The organism is Kitasatospora sp. NPDC002227, assembly GCF_040296285.1.
GTDB lineage: Bacteria > Actinomycetota > Actinomycetes > Streptomycetales > Streptomycetaceae > Kitasatospora.
In genome coordinates, this window is sequence record NZ_JBEOWY010000004.1 from 126864 (window position 1) to 151653 (window position 24790).

General features: G+C 72.1%; 20 protein-coding genes and 1 pseudogene. 11 read left to right on the forward strand and 10 right to left on the reverse strand.

The genetic code is table 11. From position 1 onward, the window contains the following. Window positions 1–57: 57 nt before the first annotated feature. The 3 genes from ABT095_RS05535 to ABT095_RS05545 all read right to left on the reverse strand — a co-directional run bounded on the left by ABT095_RS05535 (window position 58) and on the right by ABT095_RS05545 (window position 2522). Window positions 58–351: a DUF6412 domain-containing protein gene (locus ABT095_RS05535; protein WP_350527969.1), complete on the reverse strand. Its 294-nt coding sequence runs from the start codon at window positions 349–351 to the stop codon at window positions 58–60. A 96-nt stretch (window positions 352–447) separates the two neighbouring features. Further along, entirely contained in the window at window positions 448–1527 is a 1080-nt protein-coding gene (locus ABT095_RS05540; RefSeq protein ID WP_350527970.1) for a Gfo/Idh/MocA family oxidoreductase, read from the reverse strand. 38 nt (window positions 1528–1565) lie between these two features. Beyond that, window positions 1566–2522: a lytic polysaccharide monooxygenase auxiliary activity family 9 protein gene (locus ABT095_RS05545; protein WP_350527971.1), complete on the reverse strand. Its 957-nt coding sequence runs from the start codon at window positions 2520–2522 to the stop codon at window positions 1566–1568. Window positions 2523–2814: 292 nt separating this feature from the next. On the opposite strand from ABT095_RS05545, the gene ABT095_RS05550 reads away from it, so the two are divergent. The 4 genes from ABT095_RS05550 to ABT095_RS05565 all read left to right on the forward strand — a co-directional run bounded on the left by ABT095_RS05550 (window position 2815) and on the right by ABT095_RS05565 (window position 6762). Next, on the forward strand, window positions 2815–3594 hold the full coding sequence (locus ABT095_RS05550; protein ID WP_350527972.1) for an HAD-IIA family hydrolase: 780 nt from the start codon (window positions 2815–2817) through the stop codon (window positions 3592–3594). A 70-nt stretch (window positions 3595–3664) separates the two neighbouring features. Further along, entirely contained in the window at window positions 3665–4801 is a 1137-nt protein-coding gene (locus ABT095_RS05555; RefSeq protein WP_350527973.1) for a low temperature requirement protein A, read from the forward strand. 99 nt (window positions 4802–4900) lie between these two features. Continuing rightward, window positions 4901–5626, forward strand: coding sequence for a uracil-DNA glycosylase (locus ABT095_RS05560; RefSeq protein ID WP_350527974.1), 726 nt, complete (start codon window positions 4901–4903; stop codon window positions 5624–5626). Between the two features lie 116 nt (window positions 5627–5742). After that, window positions 5743–6762, forward strand: coding sequence for a glycoside hydrolase family 6 protein (locus ABT095_RS05565; protein ID WP_350527975.1), 1020 nt, complete (start codon window positions 5743–5745; stop codon window positions 6760–6762). Window positions 6763–6780: 18 nt separating this feature from the next. Here ABT095_RS05565 and ABT095_RS05570 read toward each other — a convergent pair whose 3' ends face one another. From ABT095_RS05570 to ABT095_RS05590, 5 genes and pseudogenes are all read right to left on the reverse strand, one after another. Further along, entirely contained in the window at window positions 6781–7983 is a 1203-nt protein-coding gene (locus ABT095_RS05570; protein ID WP_350527976.1) for a DUF5685 family protein, read from the reverse strand. A 72-nt stretch (window positions 7984–8055) separates the two neighbouring features. Continuing rightward, entirely contained in the window at window positions 8056–10023 is a 1968-nt protein-coding gene (glxA, locus tag ABT095_RS05575) for a radical copper oxidase GlxA (RefSeq protein ID WP_502884821.1), read from the reverse strand. A gap of 158 nt (window positions 10024–10181) precedes the next feature. Then, on the reverse strand, window positions 10182–12140 hold the full coding sequence (locus tag ABT095_RS05580; RefSeq protein WP_350527977.1) for a glycosyltransferase family 2 protein: 1959 nt from the start codon (window positions 12138–12140) through the stop codon (window positions 10182–10184). A 453-nt stretch (window positions 12141–12593) separates the two neighbouring features. After that, a complete protein-coding gene (locus tag ABT095_RS05585; RefSeq protein ID WP_350528065.1) occupies window positions 12594–13472 on the reverse strand; it encodes a 3-oxoacid CoA-transferase subunit B in 879 nt (292 codons plus the stop codon). Continuing rightward, a pseudogene (locus ABT095_RS05590) lies at window positions 13449–14192 on the reverse strand (CoA transferase subunit A); the annotation flags it as partial. The gene ABT095_RS05585 and the pseudogene ABT095_RS05590, both read right to left, overlap by 24 nt. Before the next feature lie 317 nt (window positions 14193–14509). Between ABT095_RS05590 and ABT095_RS05595 the strand changes: the two are divergent. The 6 genes from ABT095_RS05595 to ABT095_RS05620 all read left to right on the forward strand — a co-directional run bounded on the left by ABT095_RS05595 (window position 14510) and on the right by ABT095_RS05620 (window position 20731). Then, entirely contained in the window at window positions 14510–15817 is a 1308-nt protein-coding gene (locus ABT095_RS05595; RefSeq protein WP_502884825.1) for a substrate-binding domain-containing protein, read from the forward strand. 34 nt (window positions 15818–15851) lie between these two features. Continuing rightward, the gene (locus ABT095_RS05600; protein ID WP_350528066.1) at window positions 15852–16655 is read left to right on the forward strand and encodes an ABC transporter ATP-binding protein; all 804 of its coding nucleotides are present in this window, start codon (window positions 15852–15854) and stop codon (window positions 16653–16655) included. Beyond that, on the forward strand, window positions 16655–17551 hold the full coding sequence (locus tag ABT095_RS05605; RefSeq protein WP_350527979.1) for an ABC transporter ATP-binding protein: 897 nt from the start codon (window positions 16655–16657) through the stop codon (window positions 17549–17551). The genes ABT095_RS05600 and ABT095_RS05605 overlap by 1 nt, the downstream gene beginning before the upstream one ends. Next, window positions 17551–18417 carry a branched-chain amino acid ABC transporter permease gene (locus ABT095_RS05610; protein WP_350527980.1) on the forward strand — a complete coding sequence of 289 codons (867 nt, stop codon included), beginning with the start codon at window positions 17551–17553 and terminating at the stop codon, window positions 18415–18417. Before ABT095_RS05605 ends, ABT095_RS05610 begins: the two co-directional genes overlap by 1 nt. 113 nt (window positions 18418–18530) lie before the next feature. Then, entirely contained in the window at window positions 18531–19649 is a 1119-nt protein-coding gene (locus ABT095_RS05615; RefSeq protein ID WP_350527981.1) for a branched-chain amino acid ABC transporter permease, read from the forward strand. 173 nt (window positions 19650–19822) lie between these two features. Next, window positions 19823–20731, forward strand: coding sequence for an alpha/beta fold hydrolase (locus ABT095_RS05620; RefSeq protein WP_350527982.1), 909 nt, complete (start codon window positions 19823–19825; stop codon window positions 20729–20731). 33 nt (window positions 20732–20764) lie between these two features. Here the strand turns inward: ABT095_RS05620 and ABT095_RS05625 are convergent, their stop codons facing one another. Both ABT095_RS05625 and ABT095_RS05630 read right to left on the reverse strand, forming a co-directional pair. Continuing rightward, window positions 20765–22033, reverse strand: coding sequence for a polysaccharide deacetylase family protein (locus ABT095_RS05625; RefSeq protein WP_350527983.1), 1269 nt, complete (start codon window positions 22031–22033; stop codon window positions 20765–20767). 463 nt (window positions 22034–22496) lie between these two features. After that, window positions 22497–23096, reverse strand: a complete 600-nt coding sequence (locus ABT095_RS05630) for a DedA family protein (protein WP_350527984.1) — start codon at window positions 23094–23096, stop codon at window positions 22497–22499. Window positions 23097–23629: 533 nt separating this feature from the next. On the opposite strand from ABT095_RS05630, the gene ABT095_RS05635 reads away from it, so the two are divergent. Next, window positions 23630–24736 (forward strand): LLM class flavin-dependent oxidoreductase, encoded by a 1107-nt coding sequence (locus ABT095_RS05635; protein ID WP_350527985.1) that lies wholly within the window; start codon window positions 23630–23632, stop codon window positions 24734–24736. Window positions 24737–24790 lie beyond the last annotated feature (54 nt).

Genomic DNA, 24790 nt, shown 5'->3' on the forward strand with positions numbered 1-24790 from the left:
AGATGTGAGCAGTGGGTTTGGCCCGCGAGAGGTCGGTACGACGCTGCTTGCGCGAGGCTACGCGGCCGCCAGGGCCGCGCCGGGGGCCCTGGGACGGCGACGCCCGCGGGCGTCGGGGTCGCGCTGCGGCAGGAAGGCCGTCCGGAAGGCGTGCCTGCGGATCGTGCCGCTGCGGACGTAGGCGGGGGCCCGCGCCCCGAGCGCCCGACCGGTGGCCAGCACCGAGGCGGCCACACCGGCCACCAGCACCAGCGCGGCCGCCGCGGCCACCGCGGTCAGCCCGGCCGGGCTGACCAGCAGATCACCCGTCAGCACCCGGAGCAGCCCGAGCAGCATGGCGACGACCGTCATCCCGGGGCCTCCTCTCCGGACGGGGCGAGCACGTACGGACGAAGTGTAAGCACAGCCGCCCCCCGTCCGGGAGCACTCGCCCCGATCGCTCTCGGGTCAGGGCCGGACCGGCAGCTGCACGACCGTGCCCGTGGCGGCCGAGACGCGGGCGGCCTCCAGGACGGCCAGGGTCGCGACGGCGTCGCGGGGGTCGACCGGCGGCGGGGTGCCGGTGGCGAGGGAGGCGGCGATGCCGGCGTAGTAGGCGGGGTAGTCGCCGGGGTCGGTCGGGGTGGGGGCGGCGTCCTCGTCGGTGCCGAGGGTGCCGTAGGCGGACGGGTCCTCGGTGCCCCACGGGGTGCCGTCGCCGGGGCGGCGGCCGCTGCGCAGGTCGGCCTCCTGCGGGTCCATGCCGGACTTCACGTACCCGGCGGCGTCCCCGAGCACCCTCAGCCGGGGCCCGCCGAGCGGGCTGAGCGCGCTGGTCCACAGGTGCGAGCGCACCCCCGAGGCGTGGGTGAGGGCGAGGAAGGCGTCGTCGTCCACCACCGCGCCGTCGCGGCGGACGTCGATCTCCGCGTACACCGAGTCGGCCGGGCCGAACAGGGCGAGCGCCTGGTCGACCAGGTGGCTGCCGAGGTCGTACAGCGTGCCGCCGACCTCCGCCGGGTCGGCCAGCTCACGCCAGCCGGCCTTCGGCTTGGGGCGGAACCGCTCGAAGCGGGACTCGAACCGGTGCACCCGGCCGAGCGCCCCCTCCTCGACCAGCCGCCGGGCGGTCAGGAAGTCGCCGTCCCAGCGGCGGTTCTGGAAGACCGAGAGCAGCCGGCCGCTGCGCTGCGCCAGGTCGCAGAGCTCGGCGGCCTCGGCCGAGGTGGCGGCCAGCGGCTTGTCCACCACCACGGCCAGCCCGGCCTCCAGCGCCGCGCGGGCCAGCGGCACGTGGGTGCGGTTGGGGGAGGCGATCACCACCAGGTCGAGCTCGCCCGCCCGGGCGAACAGGTCGCCGGGGGTGTCGAGCGCCGTCGCGCGCGGGTGCTCGGTGCTCAGCCGGGCGCGACGGTCGGGGTCGGCGGTGACCACCGCGTCCAGCCGCAGCCCGGGGGTGGTGGCGATCAGCGGGGCGTGGAACGCGGACCCGGCCAGGCCGTAGCCGACCAGGCCGACGCGGAACGGGGTGCGGGGCTCGGTGCTCATGGCTTCACTCAATCACGCCCCGGGCCGGCGGCCGGGGTTCAGCGCGCGTGGGCCCCGCGGCGCCTGCGGTGCAGGACGGCGACGGCGGCGCCCGCGAGCAGGAAGGCGGTGCCGACGGCGGCGAGCAGGGCGGTGGCGCGGCCGCCTCCGGTCTGGGCGAGGCCGGCGGCCGGGGCGGCCGAGGTGGTGGTCGCCGCGGCGGGGACGGCGGGGACGGCGGCGTGGGCCGGGGTGCTCTGGGCGGTCGCGGTCGCGGTCGCGGTCGTGGTCGTGGTCGTGGTCGTGGCCGCGGTGGCGGGGTGGCTGTGGTCCATGGTGGGCGGGGTGCTGGGGACGGGGGCGGCGTCGCCGGTGCGGCCGGAGCCGTCGAAGACCACGTCGGAGCAGGAGTAGAACGCCTCCGGGCTGTCCGAGCGCTGCCAGATCACGTACAGCAGCTGCCGCCCGGTCCGGCCCGCCGGGAGGTGGCCGGGCAGCAGGTACTGGCCTTCGCCCAGCTGCGGGTCGGTGACGGTGAGGAAGGGGGTGGCGTCCAGGTTCGCCCAGGTCAGCGGCTTGGTGGGGGAGTAGCTCGAGTTGGTCAGGTACAGCCGGAAGGTGCCCTTGTGCGGGGCGGTGGCGCGGAACCGGAAGGTGTAGTCGGCGCCCGAGGGCAGGTTGGTGGCCGGCCAGTCGGCGCGCGGCAGGTCGAGCCCCCGGTAGGCGTCCTGCCCGGCGCTGCACAGCTTCCCGTCCGGGATCAGCTGCCGGCTGCGCCCGTCGGCGTCGCCGATCCGCAGGCTCATCCAGTCGTAGAACGGCGCCGTGCCCGCCGCCGCCACGGCCGCCCGGCAGGCGGCCGAGACGGGGTGCTCGGGCCCCTCGAGGTAGCAGCCCTCCAGACGGCTGAGCGGATTCTGCATCGAACCGTGCGCCTCGGCTGTGGTGGCGCTGCCGAGCGCGGTCGCGAGGGCGGCGAGGGCGAGGGCGCCGGTACGGCGGTACAAGGCGGGCATGGCGGGGCTCCTGGGAGGTTCGAGGGTTTGCCTGGCGAGGACGCTAGCCCTGCGCCGCACGGGAGTTGAGCGCAGATCAGAGCCGGTTAGGAGCGGCTTAAGGTGCCGTTGAGGAGAGGGGCCGGCTGACGTGGGCCCGTCCGGTGGGCGGGCGGAACTCCCCTCGGGCAGGCGTGCGGATTAGGCTGAGGGCGTTGGGGCAGCCGAGCAGGACCCCGCCGGCCGGGGTGTGCCCGGCGGTGGGGCACGCACATCCAGTACGACCACCCGCACGATTTCGGGAGACACGCACGTGGCAGACCGCAAGCCCATCGAGTCCTGGCTGACCGACATGGACGGTGTCCTCATCCACGAGGGCACGCCGATCCCCGGCGCGAAGGAGTTCATCGCGCGCCTGCGCGAGTCCGGGAAGCCGTTCCTGGTGCTCACCAACAACTCGATCTACACCCCGCGTGACCTGAGCGCCCGCCTGTCCGGGATGGGTCTCGAGGTGCCGGAGGAGTGCATCTGGACCTCGGCCCTGGCCACCGCGAAGTTCCTCAAGGGCCAGCGCCCGGGCGGCACCGCGTACGTGATCGGCGAGGCCGGCCTGACCACCGCGCTCTACCAGGCCGGGTACGTGCTGACCGACAACGCCCCGGACTACGTGGTGCTCGGCGAGACCCGCACCTACAGCTTCGAGGCGCTGACCAAGGCGATCCGCCTGATCAACGCGGGCGCCCGCTTCATCTGCACCAACCCGGACGAGACCGGCCCGTCCACCGAGGGCGTGCTCCCGGCCACCGGTTCGGTCGCGGCGCTCATCACCAAGGCGACCGGCGTCGAGCCGTACTTCGTCGGCAAGCCGAACCCGCTGATGATGCGCGAGGCGCTCAACACGGCCGGGGCCCACTCGGAGAGCGCCGTGATGATCGGCGACCGGATGGACACCGACATCGTGGCCGGCATGGAGGCCGGCATGGAGACCATCCTGGTGCTCACCGGCCTCACCGACGCCGGTGACGTCGAGCGGTTCCCGTACCGGCCGACCCGGGTGGTCAAGTCCGTCGCCGACCTGATCGAGATGGTCTGATCCGTTTCTTCGTCAACTCCCCATCCACGTGCGGTGGATGGGGAGTTGCCGTGCCTTTGGGGGGAGAGCTTTGGAGGAGAAGCGGGTCACCTGGGCGGAGTTGTACTTCGACCTGGTGTTCGTGTTCGCGGTGACGCAGGTGTCGGGGCTGCTGCACCACCGGCACGGCTGGGGCGAACTCGCCCGGGCCGCCGTGGTGTTCGTGCCGGTCTACTGGTGCTGGGTCGGCACCACGGTGCAGGCCAACATCCGGGACGTGGACAACCCACGGGACAGGCTGGGAATCTTCACGGTCGGCCTCGGCGGACTGTTCATGGCTCTGGCCGTCCCGGGGGTCGACGGCGCTCGCGGCGTGCTCTTCGGGGCGGCGTACTGGGGTGCCCGGCTGGTGCTGCTCGGCCTGATCGCGACCGGGCGGGGTCGCGTCCGGCGGGTGTGGTTCGGGCCGTACGGGGTCGGCGCGCTGATCAGCGGGCCGCTGCTGCTGGCCGGCGGGCTGCTGGATGCCCAGCTGATGGGCGGCTGGGCCCGGACGGCGGTCTGGTCGGTGGCCGCGCTCTGCGACCTCTCCGCACCGGTGCTGTTCCGGCGGCTGCTCGCCAAGGTCAGCTACCACCCGGCCCACCTGCCCGAGCGGTTCGGGCTCTTCCTGCTGATCGCGCTCGGCGAGTCGATCGTCGGGATCGGTGCCCCGGTCGCCGCCACTCACCTCGGGGCGGCCGAACTCGTCTCGGTGGCCACGGCGTTCGTCATCAGCTGCGAACTCTGGTGGCTCTACTTCAACTACGCGGCGGACGCGATGCGGCACTCGCTGGAGACCGCCGAATCCCAGCGCGACGTCATCCGCCGGGTGTTCAGCTACGGCCACTTCGTGCTGATCGCCGGGGTGATCGCGGTCGCGGTGGGCTTCGGCGAGACGGTGGCCAAGCCGGACGATGCCCTGGCGGCCGGACCGCTCGGGCTGCTCTACGGCGGGTGCGCGCTCTACCTGCTGGCCTTCAGCTACACCCGCTGGATGATGTTCAGGATGGTCTCGCCGACCAGGCTGGTCGCCGCGGCCGCCGTGCTGGTGCTGCTGCCGCTGATGGTGCGGCTGCCCGCCCTCGGGGCGCTGGTGGCGCTGGCGGGCGTGCTCGGGGTGCTCAACCTGGTCGAGTACCACCGGGTGGGCCGGGCCCGGCGGCTGGACGAGGCGGCGATCGCGTAAGGCGACCTGCGGCGCGATTGGGGCGCTGTCGGTGCCGCTGTGTAGCGTTCGGGATGTTGGTCGGGGGCGGTTGAGAAGCATCGGAAAGGCAGTGGGGTCGTGAGCGAGCTGGCAGAGGTGGCCGTGGGCGCCGAGACGGGTACCGAGTTCGAGGTGCCCGAGTCCTGGCGGGCGGCGCTGGCCGGGGAGTTGGAGAAGCCGTACTTCGCGAAGCTGACCGAGTTCGTCGCGGAGCAGCGGGCCGAGCACCAGGTCTTCCCGCCGAGCGGCCAGGAGTTCGCCGCGCTGGCGGCCACGCCGTACGAGCGCGTCCGCGTCCTGGTCCTCGGGCAGGACCCGTACCACGACGACAACCAGGCGCACGGCATGAGCTTCTCCGTGCAGCCGGGGATCAAGATCCCGCCGTCGCTGCGGAACATCTTCAAGGAGCTGGACGCCGACCTCGGCGTGCCCGCGCCGGACAACGGCTACCTGATGCACTGGGCCGAGCAGGGCGTGCTGCTGCTCAACGCGGTGCTCACCGTGCGGGCCCATGAGGCGAACTCGCACAAGGGCAAGGGCTGGGAGAAGTTCACCGATGCGGTGATCAAGGCGGTCAGCGACCGCGAGGAGCCCTGCGTCTTCGTGCTCTGGGGCAACTACGCGAAGAAGAAGCTCCCGCTGATCGACACCACCCGGCACGTGGTGGTCGAGGGTGCGCACCCCTCGCCGCTCTCCGCCCGGCTGTTCTTCGGCAGCCGCCCCTTCTCGCAGATCAACGCGGCCCTGGAGGGCTTCGGCGGCGAGCCGATCGACTGGCGCGTGCCGGACGTGAAGTCCGCCTGAGGTCTTTCGCTCCGCCGGAACCGCCATCGCGTTCGACACCCGCTGTGCGAAGCTGGGTGCCCAACGTGACTGGGGTTCCTGGGGAGGGCGATTCCGTGCGCCGGTGGCGGCGAGGCGTGGCATGGGCCGGGTTGGCGGGGCTGGTGGTGGGCGTGGCAGCGGGGTGCACCAGCGCCCCGGCGGCCGCCCCGCCGCCGTCCCGGCCGGCGCCCGCCGCGGTCACCCAGCCCGCCGGGCAGCTGTTCTACGTCTCCGATCAGTCCTCCGCCGCGAAGGAGTTGGCCACCCGGTCGGCTTCGGGGTCTGGTCCGGGGTCGGCAGCGGGGTCGGGGCCGGCCGCGGACCTGGCGGCGCTGGGCCGGATCGCCCGGCAGCCGTCCGCCCTCTGGCTGGCGGGCTCGGACGCCCGCGCCAAGGCGGAGGACCTGACCATCCGGGCGGAGGCGGCCGGCCGCACCGCGCTGCTGGTCGCCTACGACATCCCGCACCGCGACTGCGGCCAGTTCTCGGCGGGCGGCGCCGCCGACGCCCCGGCCTACCGGGCCTGGATCGACGGCCTGTCCGCCGCGCTGGCCGACCGGGCCGCCTGGATCGTCCTGGAGCCGGACGCCGTCGCGCACACCCTGGACAGCTGCGCCGTCCCGGCGGCGGAGGCCACCGAACGGTACGCGCTGCTCAGTTACGCCGTCGGTGTGCTGAAGAAGCACCCCAAGGTGCGGGTGTACGTGGACGCGGGCAACGCGGGGTGGGTCAAGGACCCGGGCCAGCTCGCCGAGGCGCTGCGCAGTGCCGGGGTCGGGCAGGCCGACGGCTTCGCCGTCAACGTCTCCAACTTCTACACCACCGAGCAGAGTTCGGAGTTCGGGGCGAAGCTCTCGGCGGCCCTCGGCGGCAGTCACTTCGTCATCGACACCAGCCGCAACGGCAACGGACCGCTGAGTGACCGGGACTGGTGCAACCCGCCCGGCCGCGCCCTCGGCGAACCGCCCACCACGGCCACCGGCCGGGCCGGGGTGGACGCCTACCTCTGGATCAAGAACCCGGGTGAGTCGGACGGCGACTGCGGCCGCGGCGAACCGCCGGCCGGACAGTTCTGGCTGCCGTACGCAGTGGGGCTGGCCTCGGCCGGTCGCTGAACTCCACGGCGGCGAGAGTCAGTTGCAGCCGTCGCAGGGGCAGCAGCAGTCACAGCCGTCGCAGCAGCCGTCACACCCGTCGCAGCACCCGTCGCAGCCGTCACAACCGCCGCCGCCCCCGGCTCCGCCGTGGTGGTTGTCGCAGCAGCAGTCGCAGCAGCCGGACGGGTCGCAGCCCGAGTCGCACCAGCTGCCGCCCTGTTTCTGCTTCTGCTTCTGCGGGCGCTCCCCGGTGAGGAAGCCGGCCGGGTCTCCCGGCGTCGCGTCGAGCGGTCCTCCGTCCACCGGTCCTCCGGCAGCTGCCGGGGAGCTGTCGGCGGTGGCTCCGGCGGTGGCTGCGGCGGTGGCTGCGGCTCTGGTGGCGGCTCTGAACGTGCGGTCGACCGCGCGTGCGGTCTCGTGCGCGAGCAGCCGGTGGGCGAGTGCGCCGTCGGTGAACTCGACCTCCTGCAGCGCCAGTTGGATGCCGTGCACGGCGTCCCGGCAGAGCCGCTCGGCCTCGGTGCGGCTCGTCCCGGTGGCGGTGAGCGGGTTCCAGGCGCCGGTCCGGGAGTCGGCGGCCTGGTCCTCGACGGCGTCGAGCAGGTGGGCGAGCCGCCCGAAGAGCCGGCCGGTCTCCTGCAGGGCGGGGGTGTTGGCGGGGCGGCCGGCCAGGACGGCGGTGTGCGCGAAGGCGGCGGCCGTGGCCGTCTCGGTGGGCTCGGTCACCGCGAGCAGCGAGCTGCCCGGGCCGGCCGCCCGCTCCAGCTCCTCCTGCCGGGCCGCCGCCGCGAGCAGCACGCCCGTGTCGAAGCCCAGCTCGGCCCCGCTGCCGGCACTCTGCCGGGCCCACCGGCCGGCGACCGCGCCCGCCCCGACCGCGACCGGGCGCCGCGCGAAGGCACCGTCCCCGTCCGCGACGTGGTCGCGCAGCTTCACCGAGGCCAGCGTCAGCGAGACGGCTGCCGCCAGCCGAGCCCCCTCGCCGTTCGCCACCTCGGCCCCGCGCATCGCCCGCAGCGGGCACGGTCCGGCCTGCCGCCGCCCGGCGCCGGGGGCCGGGCGGTCGGCCTGTGCCTCCACCAGCACCGACAGGACCAGCCCGTCGTAGTTGGTCGCGGTCCGCGCCAGCTGGCCGTGCCCGTCGCGCAGCGCCAGGCAGAGCCCGCACAGGTGGGCCCGCCAGGCCGCGTGGAGCTGCGCCGTGAGCCGGTGGCTGCACGGCCTGATGATCCCGAACACGTCTCCCCCTCGTCCGCCCCTGTCTTCGACGGCAGGCGGTAAGTCTAGGCCGGGGGTCCGGCGGCCTCCGGCTCAGGCCGTGACCTGGAGCCAACTGGCCACCGAGGGGGTGCCGTTGCGGTCGGTGACGTAGAGCATGTACCAGCCGGGCGGCAGCAGGTTCGGGTTGTCCGGCAGGGTCAGGGTGAGGCCGCCGGTGGTGCGGTCGGAGACGGTGAGGGCCACCGAGCGCTGCTCGACGTCGGTTGCGTGGGTGACCGAACTGGGCCGGATCAGCTTGGCCGTGGCGATCGCCGAGGCGTCCGAGGTGGCCACCGTGATGGCGCTGCCGAGGCCGGCGGCGGCCGGTGCGGCGGTGATCGCGGGCCGGGTGCCGTGGTAGAGGTAGGCCGGGCTGTAGATCTCGATCCGCTGCTCGAAGGAGGCCGGTTCGGTGTCGGCCTTGTCGGCGAAGAGCGGGTTCGAGCCGAGCACGATCACCCGCCCGTCCGGGAGCAGCAGCGCCTCGGAGTGGTAGTCCCGCCCGACCGTGGGCTCGGCGTCGGTGCTGAAGCTGTTGGTGTCCGGGTGGTAGGTCTGCGCCTTGAGCAGGTCGCTGCGGTGCTTGCCCCGGTAGTCGCTCGAGCCGCCGGTGGTGAACACGGTGTCGTCGGGGAGGATCACACTGTTGAGGTAGCGCGTGCCCCCGGCGGGCAGGTCCGGCCCCGGCGTGAAGACCGGCTGCGGCGCCGACAGGTCCGCCACGGCCGTCCGGGCCGTCGACAGGGGCGACTCGCCGACCCCGCCGCCGCCGAGCACCATCACCTTCTGCGCCTGCGCGGGTGGCAGCAGCACCGAGGAGGAGGTCTCCAACCGGTCTGCGTCGCGCAGGCCTTGGACGGCCTGGAAGCTGTTGTCCTTGAGGTTCCAGAGCCCCGGCGTCCTGCCCTTGTCGGCCGGGCCGTAGCCCGCGTTGGAGCCGGAGTAGAAGAGCTTCCCGCCCGCTGTGAGGAAGAGCGAGGGGTAGGTGGGGAAGTAGCGGTCCGGCGCCTTCGACCAGGTTTTGGTGGCCGGGTGGTAGACCTCGTTGTCGTTGCCGGTGAGGATCTGCCCGGTGTCGTCCAGCCCGGAGACGGTGACCACGTCGCCGTTCCCGAGCCCGGTGAGGGTCGGGTACCAGCGGGCATAGGCCATGTCGGCGACCTGCTCGTAGCTCTCGGTGTCGGGGTTGAACTCGTAGGCGCTGCGGATGCCTTGGAAGTCCTGCTTGTCCAGCGACATCCGGTCGGCCATGCCGTAGAGGTTGTGGGCGTCCACCCCGCTCAGCCCTTTGACGGCGTACTGGGCGGATTGGTCGTTCAGGTACTGCTTGCCCTCGGCCACCGCCTCGACGAACACGTGCTGCTCCCCGGCGGTGACGGTCACCTTGGCTGCGGCGCCCGGGGTGGTGGGCGGTGCCACCGTCTTGGTGGCGGCCGGGACGGTCACCTCGGCGGTGGAGACGTACGCCCGGCCGTCCGGGGAGGTGAAGGTGGTGCCCTTGGGGAAGGTGCGGGCGGCGTCGGGGCTCTCGTTGCGCACCCGCATGGTGCCGGCCGCCTTCTTGACCGCGCCGTCCAGCTGTTCGTAGCGCAGCGTGCCCCCGGCGACCAACACGTTGCCGTCCGGCAGCGAGGTGTGCCCGCCGCAGAACATGTCCTTGGGGGTGGGTATCAGTTTGTAGGTGTTCTTCACCGGGTCGAGCAGCAGGCTCTTGAAGGTGTTGGCGTCGAAGCTGCGCTGGTCGTTGCCGGAGCCCGCGATGATCAGCACCTTGCCGGTGCGCAGCAGGGTCGCGTGGATCGCGTTCACCCGGAACCCGGTGGGCAGCGTGAGGGTCTGCCAGTGCCCGAACTCGGCTTTGTAGCCAGGCTGGTTGATGACGTAGCGGTGGTACTGGCTGCCCGCGAAGCCGAGGACGGCGGGTGCGTTCATGCTCGCCACGACCACGGCAACGGTGCTGCCGAGCGCGTAGCGCCTGGTCCGGCCCGGGGCGCCGAGTTTGGCGCGCTTGATCCTCATGGTGGTTCGTCCCCCTCGTGCTCTTGTTGGTGGCGGCTTGGTGGTGGCGGTTCGGTGGTGGTGGCGCGGTGGTGGTGGCGCGGTGGTGGTGGCGCGGTGGTGGTGGCGCGGTGGTGGCGGCGCGGGTGGTGGTGGCTTGCGCGATCGGTGGCCGCGGCTCAGTGGTGCCGACGGCGGGACCGGACGGTGTCAACCGCGCGGACGGCCAGCGGGAGTAGGCTGAACAGCAGCGCGATGCAGGCCCAAGTACGCATCGCCACATGGTCGTTGCCAGTCAGGTACGAGGCGCCGAGCGCGCCGCCGAACACCGCTGTCCAGAGCAGGTGGATCCGGAAGGTGGGCAGCCGGTCGGGGCTCGCGGAGTCGCCCTTGGGCGTCACGACGAATCGGCTGCGCCGCCGGAGCAGCGCCTGCAGCAACGAGGCGGCGTAGATCGGCCCGCAGAGCGCGGACATCACCATCCCGGCGACCCCGGAGGAGCCCGCAGGCTCGTGCGGGCTGACGTTGTGCTTGCGGTTCCAGGTGTAGAGCAGCACCTGGAGGGCGGCGGCATCGCTGTAGAGCATCATCCAGATCTGTGAGGAGACGTGCACCCCGGAGGCGCCGAAGCCGAGGTAGAGCACGCTGGAGAGGCCGCCGAGCAGCCAGGTGAGGCCGGCCATCGGGTAGAAGCACATCATCAGCGAGTAGTTGAGCGCCCGGCCCGGGGAGAGCCGCCAGGCGGCCTTCCAGTACTGGGTGAGGATCGTCTCGTACGTGCCGCGGCTCCAACGGAGTTGCTGCGAGAAGAAGTCGGTCCAGGAGGACGGGCCCTCGCCGACGGCCAGCACGTCCGGGGTGTAGACCGACTTCCAGTGCGCGCCGGTGCGCGGGTTGCGGCTGCGGTGGAACTCCAGGCCGGTGGCCATGTCCTCGGTGATCGAGTCGTACAGCCCGCCGATGGCCTGCAGGGCGCTGATCCGGACGGCGTTGTTGGTGCCGACGAACATCGGCGCGCCGTAGCGGTTCCCGGCCCGCTGGACGAGCGCGTGGAAGAGGAACTGCTGGCTCTCGGAGAACTTGGTGACGGCCGAGGCGGAGGAGGCGTAGTTCCCGTACACCTGCGGGCCGACGACGAACGCGACGTCGGGGTCGCGGAAGTAGCCCAGCATCCGCTCGCAGAAGTCGGGCAGCGGCACGTGGTCGGTGTCCACCGAGACCCAGTAGTCGTAGTCGGAGCCGTGGGCCTGCAGCCAGCTGTTGTAGTTGCCGTGCTTGGTCTTCGCCCGGAACCGCCCGCGCGGCTGGTTCCACTCCTCACGGCCGCGGCGGCTGAAGTGGTGCACGCCCAACTCGGCGCAGACCTCGCGCATTTCGGGGTCGTCGCCCTCGTCGAGCAGCCACACGTCGTACGGGCCGTCGTGCCGGACCTCGAGGGCAGCGGCGAGGGTGGCCCGGACCATCTCCGGTGGCTCCTTGCCGGGGACGCAGGTGGTCAGGAAGGCGACCCGGGTGCCGCGCTCGGCGGTGACCGGGACGGGATCGCGGGCGACCAGCGTGGCATGGGTGTTGGAGACGACGTTGACCAGCCGGAACAGCTCGATCAGCGCGACGATCCCGATCATCACCTTGTCGGCGACCAGCAGCCAGGGGTGCGTCTCACCGGGGCGGACCGGCCAGTGGCCGGGCTGGAGCAGCCAGACCAGCAGCACCCCCTCGACCAGCGGGGCGAAGACCATGAGCAGGGCGGCGCGGATGCGGTGCGGCTCGGTGCTGAGCAGGCTCCGGTACTGGACGCGGTAGTCGGCCGGGGCGGCCGGGGGCTCGGTGAGCGGGCCCGCGAGGTGGCTGAACCGGGCGTAGTCGTAGGTGGGTTCGGCGGGGTTGGCGGGTTTGGGCGATTTATTGGGTCCGGCGGGTCCGGCGGGTCGGGCGGGTTCGGCGAGCTGGGCGGTGGGCCCGGTGGGAGGTGCGGGGTCGGCGGGTGGTGAGGGGTCGGGGGGAGTCGGGTGCGGGCGGGCCGTTACTGCGGAGCTGCCCCCAGTGTGGTCGGGGTCGGCTATTCGCGGGCGCGGGATCGTCCCGCCGCCGGTGTTGGGGCGGTGCTCGGTCCCCGTGAACACGTCCGTCCTGGGCATGTCTGCAACTCCCCCCGCCGGCCTCGGCTTTGCGGCCCGGACCGGCTCTGCGTACGTTCCGATTCGGGGGAGAGGGCGTGGCTCATGGCGGTGTGCCCGCACCGGTCCGGCTGGGCGGACCCGGTGCGGTTTTGCTCGCGCGCGTCACAGGCCCCCGCGGGCGCGCGCGACGTAGCCGGCGGTCTCGGACTTCCCCCCGGATGTGCCGAGACCCCGGATCAGAACATCGCTGGATGAATGCTCGAATTCGAAAATACTGACGAACTCTTCGCCCTGTCAGCCGATGGACCCCTGGCCGACTGTCCCCTGATTGATCCCTGAGGTACCAACTCTCCCGAAGCCACTGGGTGATCGCAACCGATCTGGAAAACGATCTCCGCCCACGGGTGAAGATGTGGCGGAATCGGCGCGAGCCGCGACTGATAAGTGATATTGACTGGTGTGTTAGTTCGATTAGCTTGTATATGCCTGGCGGTGGATGGGGCCGCTAGCGGGTGCGGTGGCGGGGTCGGTAGTGCGTTCGGCGGTGGGTTCGGCGGTGGGTTCGGCGGTGGGTTCGGCGGTGGGTTCGGTAGTGGGTTCGGTAGTGGGTTCGGTAGTGGGGTCGGCTGGGAGCAGCTCCGGCTCGGTGCGGGCCTGGACGTCTGCGGCGGTGTAGCCCTCGGCCACCTCGACCAGCCGGAGACCCTCCGGGGTGACGTCGATGACCGCCAGCTCGGTGACGATCCTGTTCACCACCGCCCTGCCGGTGGCCGGAAGGGCCAGCTGCCGGACGATTTTCGGCGCCCCCTCCCGAGTGGTGTGCTCCATCACCACTACGAGCCTGCCCGCGCCGTGCACCAGGTCCATCGCGCCGCCCATTCCCTTGACCGTCTTTCCGGGGACCATCCAGTTGGCGAGATCCCCAGTGGCCGAAACCTCCATCGCGCCGAGGACGGAGACGTCGATTCTCCCGCTACGCACCATCCCGAAGGAGAAAGCGGAATCGAAGTAGGCGGCTCCGGCGGCGGCGGTGACCGTCTCCTTTCCGGCATTGATCCGATCGGGATGCTCGCCACCGGGGGCGGGATACGGGCCGACCCCCAGGATGCCGTTCTCCGAATGCAGGACGACGTCGACCTCGGGCGGGAGGTGGTCGGGGATCAAGGTAGGCAGGCCGATCCCGAGATTGACGTACTCGCCGCTCCGCAGTTCCCGCGCCGCGCGGGCGGCGAGGAGCGCGCGGAAGTCGGCCGCCGGGGTGGACGGGGTGGCGGAGGAGGGAGTCGGGGTGGTGCGGGCGGCGTGGGTGGCGTGCGTTGTGCGGGCGGAGCGGGTTGTGCGGCGCTCGATCCGGCGGTCCGCCGGATCGGCGGGAACCACGCGGTCGACGTGGATACCGGGGAGGTGGACGGCGTCCGGGTCGAGTTCGCCGGGCTCGACGATCCGGTCGGCCTCGACCACGGTGATCCGGCCGGCCGCCGCGCACAGCGGGTTGAAGTTCCGTGCGGTGGCGTGGAAGACGCAGTTGCCGTGCCGGTCGGCGACGGCGGCCCGGACCAGTGCGTAGTCGGCGGTGATCGCCTCCTCCAGCAGGTACCGCCGGCCACCGAACTCCCGGACCTCCTTGGCGGGTGACCCCACCAGGACCGTACCGTCCGGGGCGTACCGCCAGGGCAGGCCGCCCTCCTCGACCTGGGTGCCGACCCCGGCGGGCGTGAAGAAGGCGGGGACGCCGGCTCCGCCCGCCCGGAGCCGCTCAGCCAGGGTGCCCTGCGGGGTGAGCTCGACCTCCAGCTCCCCGGCCAGGTACTGCCGGGCGAACTCCTTGTTCTCCCCGACATAGGAAGAGGTCATCCGGGCGATCCGCCCGGCCCGCAGCAGCAGGCCGAGCCCCCAGCCGTCCACGCCGCAGTTGTTGGAGACCACGTGCAACGCGGTGGCGCCGCCGGCGGCCAGCGCGGCGATCAGACTGCTCGGTATGCCGCACAGCCCGAAGCCGCCGACGGCGAGCGTCGCACCGTCGGGCACGTCCACCACGGCAGCGGCGGCGGAGTCGAGAACCTTGTCCAAGGGGCACCTCATGAGGATCGGAGGGAGAGGGGAGGAGGGAGGGGAGGGAGGGCCAGGGGATGGGCCAGTGCCCGAACCACCCTCACGGGTCCATCCGGTGCGGTGCCATGGCGATCCCGGACATGGGACCGCCCTGCGCCATGGGCAGTACGCACACAGGGGCGAGGCCGAGCCGACGATATGGCTGCCGTTCACACAAGACCGGGCGGTGCTGCGTCTCCCGGGCACATGTCCCGGCCGAGCAGCCGCACCTACGGTTCCGGCATCCACCCGGCACACCGCACCCCTGGGAGCCTGCCGCCATGCCCCGATCGACCATGCCGCCGTGCTCGGCCGCGACCTCGCCCGCCGCCCGACCCTCCGTCAGTCTCTCCGCTGCGCCATCCCGTCGGCCGCTTCGGCGGGTGGCAGTCCTGGCAGCCTGTGCCCTGCTGGTGGTCGGCTGCGCTAAAGCCGGGACGGCCGGGACTTCGGCGGCGAACGGTGGTGGTGGGAGCGGGGGCGGTGGTGCTGACGGTGCGAAGGCCGCGGTGAAGGTGGGACTGCTGTACTCGAAGACCGGACCGCTCGCGGCGTACGGCAAGCAGTACGTCGAGGGGTTCCGCGCGGGGCTCGACTACGCCACGAAGGGAACCGATGCGGTGGACGGGCACCGGATCGAGCTCGCCGAGGAGGACGACTCGGGCGACCCGGCCAAGGCGGTGTCCGGCGCGAAGGACCTGATCGGCAAGGGCTTCCACATCCTCGCGGGCTCGACCGCTTCGGGCGTGGCCCTGCAGGTGGGCCCCATCGCGGCGCAGAACAAGGTGCTCTTCATCAGTGGCCCGGCCGCCGCCGACAAGATCACCGGACTGAACCGCTACACATTCCGCTCCGGCCGCCAGTCGTACCAGGACATCCGGGCGGCCGCCTCCTTCGTCGGTGATGCCAAGGGCAAGAAGGTCACCGTCCTCGCCCAGGACAACGCCTTCGGCCAGGCCAACGTGGCTGCCGTCAAGGCCGTGCTCGGTGGCCAGGGCGCGAGCGTGGACGCGGTACTCGCACCGCCGAGCGCCACCGACCTCACCCCGTTCGCGACCCAGGCCAGGTCGGCCAAGCCGGACCTGCTGTTCGTCGCCTGGGCGGGCGACACCGCAGCCGCACTCTGGACCTCGCTCAGCCAGCAGGACGTGTTCGCCGCGACCAAGGTGGTGACCGGTCTCGATCTGGCCGCCTCCTACCCGCTCTTCGGACCCTCCGCCGAGAAGATCTCCTTCCTGAACCACTACTTCGCGGGTGCGGCGGGCACCCCCGTCGAGCAGGCGATGTCCGATGCGGTGACCAAGGCCGGTTCGAAGCCGGACATCTTCACCCCGGACGGGTTCACCGCCGCCCAGATGATCGTCCACGCTCTGGAGGGCGCGGGCGGCTCCGCCGACGACACCGATGTGCTGGTGAAGTCGCTGGAGGGCTGGAGCTTCGACGGCGTGAAGGGCAGGCTGACCGTCCGGGCGGCCGACCACGCCCTGCTGCAGCCGATGTTCCAGGTCCGGCTGAGCGGCGGCGCCGGGGCGGTCAAGCCGGCCGTCGAGCGGACCCTCGACGCCGATCAGGTGGCGCCGCCCGCCACCACCATCGCGGGCTGACGGCGGTGTCGGAGGTGACGGTGTGTCGGAGGTGATGGCGGTGACGGCGGTGAAGCTTGGCGGTGGTGGCGGGGCCGGTACTTCCGGAGCGGCGCCGGTGCTGCGGCTGGACGGGGTCGGGTGGGCGGTGCGCGGGGTGCCGATCGTCCAGGACGTCTCCTTCGAGGTGGGTGAAGGCGAGTTCGTCGCGTTCATCGGGCCGAACGGTGCGGGCAAGACCTCCTTGTTCAATCTCATCTCCGGGATCCACCCGGTGACCGGCGGGGTGATCGAGCTCGACGGTGCGGACGTGACCCGTGAGGCCGTCCACGCCCGCGCCCGGCGTGGACTGGGCCGAACCTTTCAAACCTCCTCTCTCTGGAACGGGATGACGGTGGCCGACCACGTCCGGCTCGCGGCTCAGGCGGCGCTCGCCCCCAGCGCCTCGTACCGGCTCTGGCGCCGGGCGGACCCGTTCGAGGCCAGGGTGTCCGAGACGCTGGAGCGCACCGAACTCGCTGATCGGGCCGGAGCCTTGGCCGGCGCACTCTCGCACGGGGAGAAGCGCAAGCTGGAGCTCGCCGTGCTGCTGGTCTCCGACCCGAGACTGATCCTGCTCGATGAGCCCATGGCGGGGGTGAGCGCGGAGGAGGTGCCCGCCCTTGTCACGCTCATCCGCTCGGTGCACCGGGAGCTCGGTCGCACCGTGCTGATGGTGGAGCACCACATGGACGTCCTGCTCGGCCTCGCAGACCGTCTGGCCGTGATGCACCACGGCACCCTGCTGGCTCTCGACACCCCGGACACGGTGATGGCCGATGCCACCGTGCAGCAGGCATATCTCGGTGAGGCACTGTGATGGGCGACTCCTCTGCTACGGCGGCTCCGACGGCCGCGCTGCTGACGGTTCGTGATCTGCGGGTGGTGATCGACGGGGTACATGTCCTCCACGGAGTGGATCTGGATGTGGCACCGACCGGCGTCACCGCACTGTTGGGGCGCAACGGGGCGGGGAAGACCACCACCGTCCGGGCCGTGATGGGCCTGGTGCCCCGGACGGGCAGCGTCCGCCTCCATGGCGGCGGGTCCGCTGCTCCTGGCGAGGGGACGGAGCTCTCCGCCCTGCCGACCCACCTCGTCGTCCGGCAAGGGATCGGCTACGCCCCCGAGGACAGGGGAGTCTTCGCGGGGCTGACGGTCGCCGAGAACCTCCGCCTCGCCGAGCGGGCCGGCACTCCCGCCTACCCGCTCGTCCATGAGCTCTTCCCGGAACTGCGCCGCAGAGCCGGTCAGTTGGCCGGGACGCTGTCCGGGGGCCAGCAGCAGATGCTGGCCATCGGACGCACCCTGCTCAACGGGAACCGCCTGATCATCGCCGACGAGCCCACCAAGGGCCTGGCGCCGAAGATCGTGGCCGAGGTGGCGGAGGCTCTGGCCCGGGTGGCCGAGACCGTGCCCGTTCTCCTGGTCGAGCAGAATCTCGCCCTGGTCCGCCGACTGGCCGGGCGGTGCACCGTGCTGGCCGACGGCCGCACCGCCCACACCGGCGACACCGCCGAGCTGCTGGCCGACGAAGAGGCGGCCCGGCGGCTGCTCGGTGTCGGAGGCAGAGCCGGTCGTGGCAGCGAGGTCGGTGGTGACGGTACTGGCGGCGGGGCCGGTGCTGGTGGTGGCGGCGCCGGCGCCGGAAGCGGGGCACGGACGGCTGGGGAAGTGGATGCCGCACCGGCGGCGGTCGAGGCGGTGGAGCTCTGATGGACACGGTAATTCTCCTTCTCTGCACCGGCCTTGGTCTCGGGGCGCTGTATTTCCTGGTGGCCTCCGGGCTCTCCTTGATCTTCGGGCTGATGGATGTACTCAACTTCGCCCACGGCGCCCTGCTCTCGATCGGTGCCTACGGCACGTGGTGGGCGGGCACCCAGGGCGGGATGGGCTTCTGGGGGGCGGTGGTCTTCGGAACCGCCGTCGGAACGGCGGCGGCCGTGCTGCTCGAACTCCTTCTCATCAGGCCCCTGTACCGGCGGCCGAGGGATCAGATCCTGGCCACGGTCGGGGTCGGGCTTGCGGTGCCTGCCTTGCTGACGGGGGTGTGGGGAGCCGACGCCAGGCCCTTCCCCCAGCCCGCCGCGCTGGCGGGGACGGTCCACCTGCTCGGGGCGATCGTCCCGGTGAACCGCTTCGTCCTGCTCGGGGCCGCAGCCCTGGTGCTGCTCGCACTGCGGCTCTTCCTCGGCCGGACCAGGTACGGCCTGGTGGTCCGGGCGGGCGTCGAGGACCGGGCCATGGTCACTGCCCTCGGGATCGACGTGCGCCGGGCGTTCACCCTGGTCTTCGCCATCGGTGGCGCCGCGGCCGCTCTGGGCGGCGCGCTCAGCGGGCTCTACTTCGGCTCGGTCCACCCCGGCCAGGGGGCCGGCCTGCTCATCTTCGCGTTCGTCGTGGTCGTCATGGGAGGCATGGGCTCCGTCACGGGAGCGGCATTGGCCTCCGTGGCCGTTGGCCTGGTCCAGCAGTTCGCCAACTACTACACCGCTGCCGGGCTCGGCGATCTCTCGGTCGTCGTGCTCCTGGCCGTACTGCTCCTGGTACGACCCCGCGGACTCACCGGGAGGCTCGCGTGAGCACAAGCACCTCGCCCACGAGCGCCGGAGGAGAAGCGGCCGATCATGCGTCGGCCTCCTCAACCGCCCTCCCGGACGGCTCCGCTGACGCACACTCTGCTGCATTGAATCGGGTGCGCACAATCCCTCGAACAGGTGAATCATTTGCTGAAAGGTCGACAGGCCGGAGCCGGGCGCTACGCTGGTGGCCGATCGCTCCGCTGATCCTGTTCCTTGTCGCCCCATACAGTGCGCTTCCTGTTCCCGGGGTGCTCGACGGCCCGCTCGGCGGCCCCGGAAGTCTCCAACTGATCGCCCTCTGCCTCGTCTTCGGGGCCCTGGCCACCGGCTACGACCTGCTCCTCGGCCGGGTCGGCCTGCTCTCCTTCGGGCACGCGCTCTACTTCGCCGTGGGCCTCTACGGCACTGATCTCGCGATGCTCGAACTGCGGCTCCCGTTCGTCCCCGCCGCCCTCTGCGGAGTCGGCGCCGCCGTGCTCCTCGCCCTGCTGCTCGGCTCGGTCAGCCTCCGTGTCACCGGTATCGGCTTCTCCATGGTCACCCTCGCGTTTGCCCAGGCCGGCTCCATCCTGGTGCAGCGCAACCCCGGCGGGATCACCGGCGGCGAGGAGGGCCGTGCCGCCCCGGCCGCGCTGCTCCCGTCGTCCCTGGTCGGCATCGTGAACACCCCGAACCTGTACTGGATCGCGCTCGGCTACCTCGTCCTGACCGTTGCCGTGGTCCACTGGGCGGTCCGTTCCCCGGCCGGCCGGGTCTGGGACGGCATCCGCGAGAACGAGCGCCGCGTGGAGGTGCTCGGCCTGCGGCCCTACGGTTTCAAACTGCTGGCCTTCGTCCTGACCGGCGCACTCGCCGGCATCGGCGGGGTGGTCTACCTGCTGCTCACCGGCGGCGCGACTCCGCAGGCCGCCGGATCGGACACGACGCTGTCCCTGCTGGTCATGGTCGTTCTCGGCGGCTCCGGCAGCCGATGGGGCCCGCTGCTCGGGGGCATGCTCTACACCTGGGCCGGCTACCGGCTCGGAGACCTCGCCACCTCCGCCGCGATCGCCGACCTGCCGGCGGTCCTCCGCGTGCCGCTCTCCCAGCCCCTCTTCCTGCTCGGCACCCTGTTCGTGGCGGTCGTCTACCTGCTGCCGGGCGGGCTGGCCGGACTGCCCGCCCGCCTCCGCCCGAGCCTGCGCCCCAGCTGCGGCCCCAACTCCGACCACCCACCCACGTCGGCCGGCTGAGACCGACGCCCGAGGGACCGACGCCCGAGGGACCGACGCCCGAGGGACCGATGCCCGGTGAGACCAACGCTCGGTGACACCAAGGCTCGACCGAATTCACGGTTCGATGGAGACCGAGGCTCCGTTGAGGCCACTCCTCGACCGAGGCCACGATTCCCCCGAAAGGGCTACACATGACCGACCCGCGCCATGAACCGCTCGCGTACGAGGAATTGACCGTCAGCGTGCCCGGGGGTGAGTTGGCAGTTCTTCGGTGGCCCGCAACGGTGGCGGATGCGCCCACCGTCATCGCGCTCCACGGCATCACCGCCAACGCCCTGGCCTGGGGGGAGCCGGCCCGCCAACTCGCGGGCCGGGCCACCCTGATCGCGCCAGACCTGCGCGGGCGTGGTGCGAGTCGCGCGGTGAGCGGGCCGTACGGGCTGGCCCGCCACGCGGACGACGTCGCCGCGCTGGCCGCAGCGCTCGGGCTGGGCCGGTTCAGCCTGGCCGGGCATTCGATGGGTGCCTGGGTGGCGGCGCTCACCGCCGTGCGGCACCCGGCGCTGGTCGAGCGGCTGATCCTGGTGGACGGGGCGGTCACCTTCCCGCTGCCGCTGGGCGCGGACGAGGGTGAGGTGTTGGCGGCGGTGCTGGGCCCGGCGCTGGCCCGGTTGTCCATGACCTTCGCCGACCGTGCCGAGTACCGCGCGTTCTGGCGCAAGCACCCCGCCCTCGCGGAGGAGTGGTCGGACACCACCGACGCCTACACCCAACGCGACCTGGTGGGTGCGGAGCCCGAACTGCGCTCCTCCTGCGTACTCGCGGCGGTCCAGGAGGACGGCGGCCAGGTGCTGCTGGATCCGGAGGCGGCCAGCGCTGTGCACCGGCTGCCCTGCCGGGCCGAGCTGCTCTGGGCGGAGCGTGGCCTGCTCGACGAACCCCAGGGTCTTTACGACGCGCAGCGGCTCGAGCTGGCCGCACTCGACCCGGAGCGGATCACGGTGACGGCCGTGCCGGGCACCAACCACTACACCGTCCTGGTCGGTCCGCGCGGAGCGGCCCTGATCGCCGAACGGCTGCTCGGCCGGTCCGGGGTCTGAGGCCGCCCGGCCTCGGACCCCGACCGCCGTGGCTCAGCCCGCCGCACCCAGGAATGTCTCCCAGCCGCCGGTCGGAGCCTTGCCCACGCCCAAGGTCCGGAGCTTGCGGAGGGTGGACTCGTCCTGCACCTCGAGCCACTCCACCAACTGCCGGAAGGAGACCAGCCGGACCTCGGGCTTGCCCGCGATGGTTTTGAGCGTCTGCTCGACGGCGTCCATGTAGATCCCGCCGTTCCACTGCTCGAAGTGGTTCCCGACGAAGAACGGCGCGCGGTTGGTGGTGTAGGCGCGGTCGAAGCCGGCCAGGTAGGAGTCCCGGGCCTGGTTGCGCCAGTCGTTGTACTTGCCCGGATCGCCCTTGGTGGTGCCCGCGGACTGGTTGGCGAGGATGTTGTAGTCCATCGACAGCACCTGGAAGCTGTGGCCGGGGAAGGGGATGCCCTGGAGCGGGAAGTCCCAGATCTTCCCGTCCTGCACCTTCTGCGGCCAGATCTGCAGGCCGCCCGGCGAGCTGGCGTCGTACTTCCAGCCCAGCTTGGCCGCCGTCGGGAGCAGCGCCTTCTGCCCCTCGAGGCAGGGGGTCCGCCCGCCGATCAGCTCCTTCTTGTAGTCGAAGGGCAGCGGATCGACATCGGTGAAGCCGGTGTTGGTCTTCCACTGGGTGACGAAGGAGATCGCCTGGTCGATCTCGCTCTGCCAGTCCTCGGGGCTCCACTTGTTGACACCGTTGCCGTCGGAGCGGCTCGAGCAGAAGTGCCCGTTGAAGTGGGTGCCGATCTCGTGCCCGGCCAGCCAGGCCTGGCTGATGAGCTTCAGGGTGTTCTTCACCGCGCCGTCCGACAGGAAGGGGATGTCGGAGGCCCCGACCGAGTGCTTCGGCGGGTGGTAGAGGCTCGACTTCCCCTTGGGCAGCGCGTAGATGCCTGACAGGAAGAAGGTCATGGTCGCCTTGTACTGCTCGGCGAGCTTGAGGAACCGGGGGAACTGGCCGTCGTCGGTGCCGCCCGCGCCGTCCCAGGAGAACACCACGAACTGCGGCGGACGCTCACCGGGCTTGAGCTTCTCCGGCTTGGGCTGGTTCGGCTGGGCGCCCGTGTCGGAGGTCGACCCGTCACCGATCAGCTTGCCCTTGGTCGTGGCGGAGGCGCCCCCACCGCTTGCCGGCTTGCCGGAGCCGCTGGCGTCGGACGCAGACCCGGACCCACCGGAGCCGTCCTTGCCGCTCCCGCAGGCGGCGACAGCCCCGAGGGCCGCAGCAGCCGCGGAGGCACTCAGCACCTTCCTGCGCGAGATCCTGCTCATGGTCTCCCCTGCCAGATCGAGTCCTGACCTCACAAAACATCCGGAGCCCGAGGTGGGCGTCCGGACGCTCAGGAGAAAACGGACATTTGCTAGGTATTTCGTCTTCAGCATGTCATGCGTGAGGGGTGCGGTGCAGCCTGCTCCCTCACCGTCCGAGACGCCGACGGTGCGTGGTCCGGATCCATGTTCGGGGTGTCTGTTGCCGTCCTGAGACAGTACTGCGCCGGGCGGGACGATCACGCCGAGTTGACCGACTGTTCAACGTCTTCCCGACCGGTGGACGGCCACAGGTCGGCCTGTCGGCCGACCGCGCCCGCGCTGCCGACCGCGCCCGCGCTGCCGACCGCGCCCGCGCTGCCGACCGCGCCCGCGCTGCCGACCGCGCCCGCGCTGCCGACCGCGCCCGCGCTGCCCGCTGATCAGGCCCGCGCTCCCGGCCTATCGCGCCCGAGTAGGCCGGCCGTCAGGCCGCGATGGTCAGTCGGCGGCGTCTGCGGATCAGCTGGGCCACGGCCGAGCTGATCGCGGTGGCGGCGGCGCAGGAGACCGCGAAGCTCAGCCAGGCGGTGTTGAACCAGTGGCTGTTGAGCCACCCCAGCGTCACGATGTACGCGGCCCAGAGCACTGCCGCCAGCGCCGACCAGCGCAGGAAGGTGCGGGGGTGCTGCGGTGAGTGCCCCACTGCGAGGTCCAGCACGGTCCGCCCGGCCGGGACGAACCGGGCGATGATCACCACGGCGGCCGCCGCTCTGCTCGTCTTGCCGGACAGATGGGCCTGGACGCGCTCGACGCTCGCCGCGAGCTTCGGCCGGTGGGCCAGCCGGCGGTGCACCATCGGTGCCCCCTTGCGGGCCAGGCTGAGCAGCGCCAGATCACCGAGGAAGGAGGCCAGCGCCACACCGAGGGCGAGCAGCACCGGGGCACCGTTGAACTGGGAGGTCCGCAGGACGGCGAGGATGACCAGCGTCCCGCTCGGCAGGAAGGGCAGGAACGCGTCGCCGAGGACGGCGAACAGCGCCAGGCCGCAGATCCATGCTGGGCCGATGACCGACGCGGCTTCCATTGTGTACTCCCTCCAGGCCGCCCTGGGGAGAATCAGGTGGCTGCAGGGGACAACGCTAGCTGGTGGACCTTTCATGCCATTAAGGACCCCCTGTATGCCCTGGATCACAGGGCGCACACCCCCGCCGGCCTGCGGCGGGAACGCGAAAGCCCCCGGGGCGGGGTGCCGCGCCGAGGGCTCACGGGGGCCGATGATGCTGGTCCAGCTCTTCGGCCTTCGTCGGTGACGTGGCCGTGGTGTGCGGCCTCCGTCAGTCAGCAAGGTTGCCGCATGCGGGGCCGGGTCCGCGAGTGTCCAGGCTGGCGGGTTCAGGCGATGGCGTCATGTCGCCACGCGGTGACACCGGGTGACCCGGGGTGGTCCTGGGGTGGTCCCGGGGTGGTCCGCAGGCGGAGCGGACTGATCAGGTCCGGTCGGGGAGATGACCAGTTCCCCGGTCGGCCGCTGGACCGGGAACACCGGGGCGGGCCGGTTGATTGCTTACAGACGAGCGGGAGCGGACTCCCGTGGCCGACAGGGAGGACAGACCACACATGAGCACGAACGACGCGCACTCGCGCGCCGCAGGCGCCCCCGCCCCAGCCCCCGTCCCCGCCGATCCGGTCCGCGGAGCGGCTCGGGGGACCGCCCCGGCCCCGCTCTCGATCCTGGACCTCGCGACCGTCGGGGCCGGATACACCCCGGCCCAGGCCCTCCTCGCCACCACCACGCTCGCGCAGAGCGCCGAGCAGTGGGGCTACCACCGCTTCTGGGTGGCGGAGCACCATGGGATGCCGGGGGTGGCCAGCTCGAACCCGGCCGTGCTGCTCGCCCACCTCGGGGCCAACACCACCACCCTGCGGCTCGGCTCGGGCGGGGTGATGCTGCCCAATCATTCGCCGCTCGTGATCGCGGAGCAGTTCGGGCTGCTGGAGGCACTCAACCCGGGCCGGATCGACCTCGGTCTCGGCCGCGCACCGGGCACCGACCAGGCCACCGCCCGTGCGCTCCGCCGGGGCCGCGCCGACGGTGCCGAGGACTTCCCGCAGCAGGTCGCCGAGCTGACCAACTTCCTGGACGGCAGCTTCCCGAGCGGCCACCCCTACGAGCGACTCACCGCCGTACCCAAGGGCGAGGGGCGCCCGCCGATCTGGTTGCTCGGTTCGTCCGGCTTCAGTGCCCAGCTCGCCGGCCACCTGGGCCTGCCCTTCGCCTTCGCCCACCACTTCAGCGGGACCCACACCGAGCCCGCCCTCGACCTCTACCGGTCGAGCTTCCGCCCCTCGGCCGTCCTCGACGCCCCGTACGCCCTGATCGGGGTCGGAGCGGTCGCGGCCGACGACGAGCAGCAGGCACTCCGCCACGCCCGCACCGCGGCCCTGGGCATGCTGCGGCTGCGGATGGGCGTTCCCGGCCCGATCCCCACGCCGGAGGAGGCCGAGGCGTATCCGTACGGCGCGGCCGAGTCGGAGTTCATGGACAGCTGGATCGGCAACCTGGTGCTGGGCGCCCCGGGGCAGGTGGCCGACGGCCTCGAGTCGCTGCGCAAGCGGACCGGCGCGGACGAGCTGATGGTCACCTCGCACATCCACGGCCACGAGGTGCGGCACCGCTCCTACGGTCTGATCGCCGAGGCGTACGGTCTGACGGCGCAGGCCTGACGGCACGAGTCTGACTGCACAGGCCCGACTGCACAGGCCTGACTGCATAGGCCT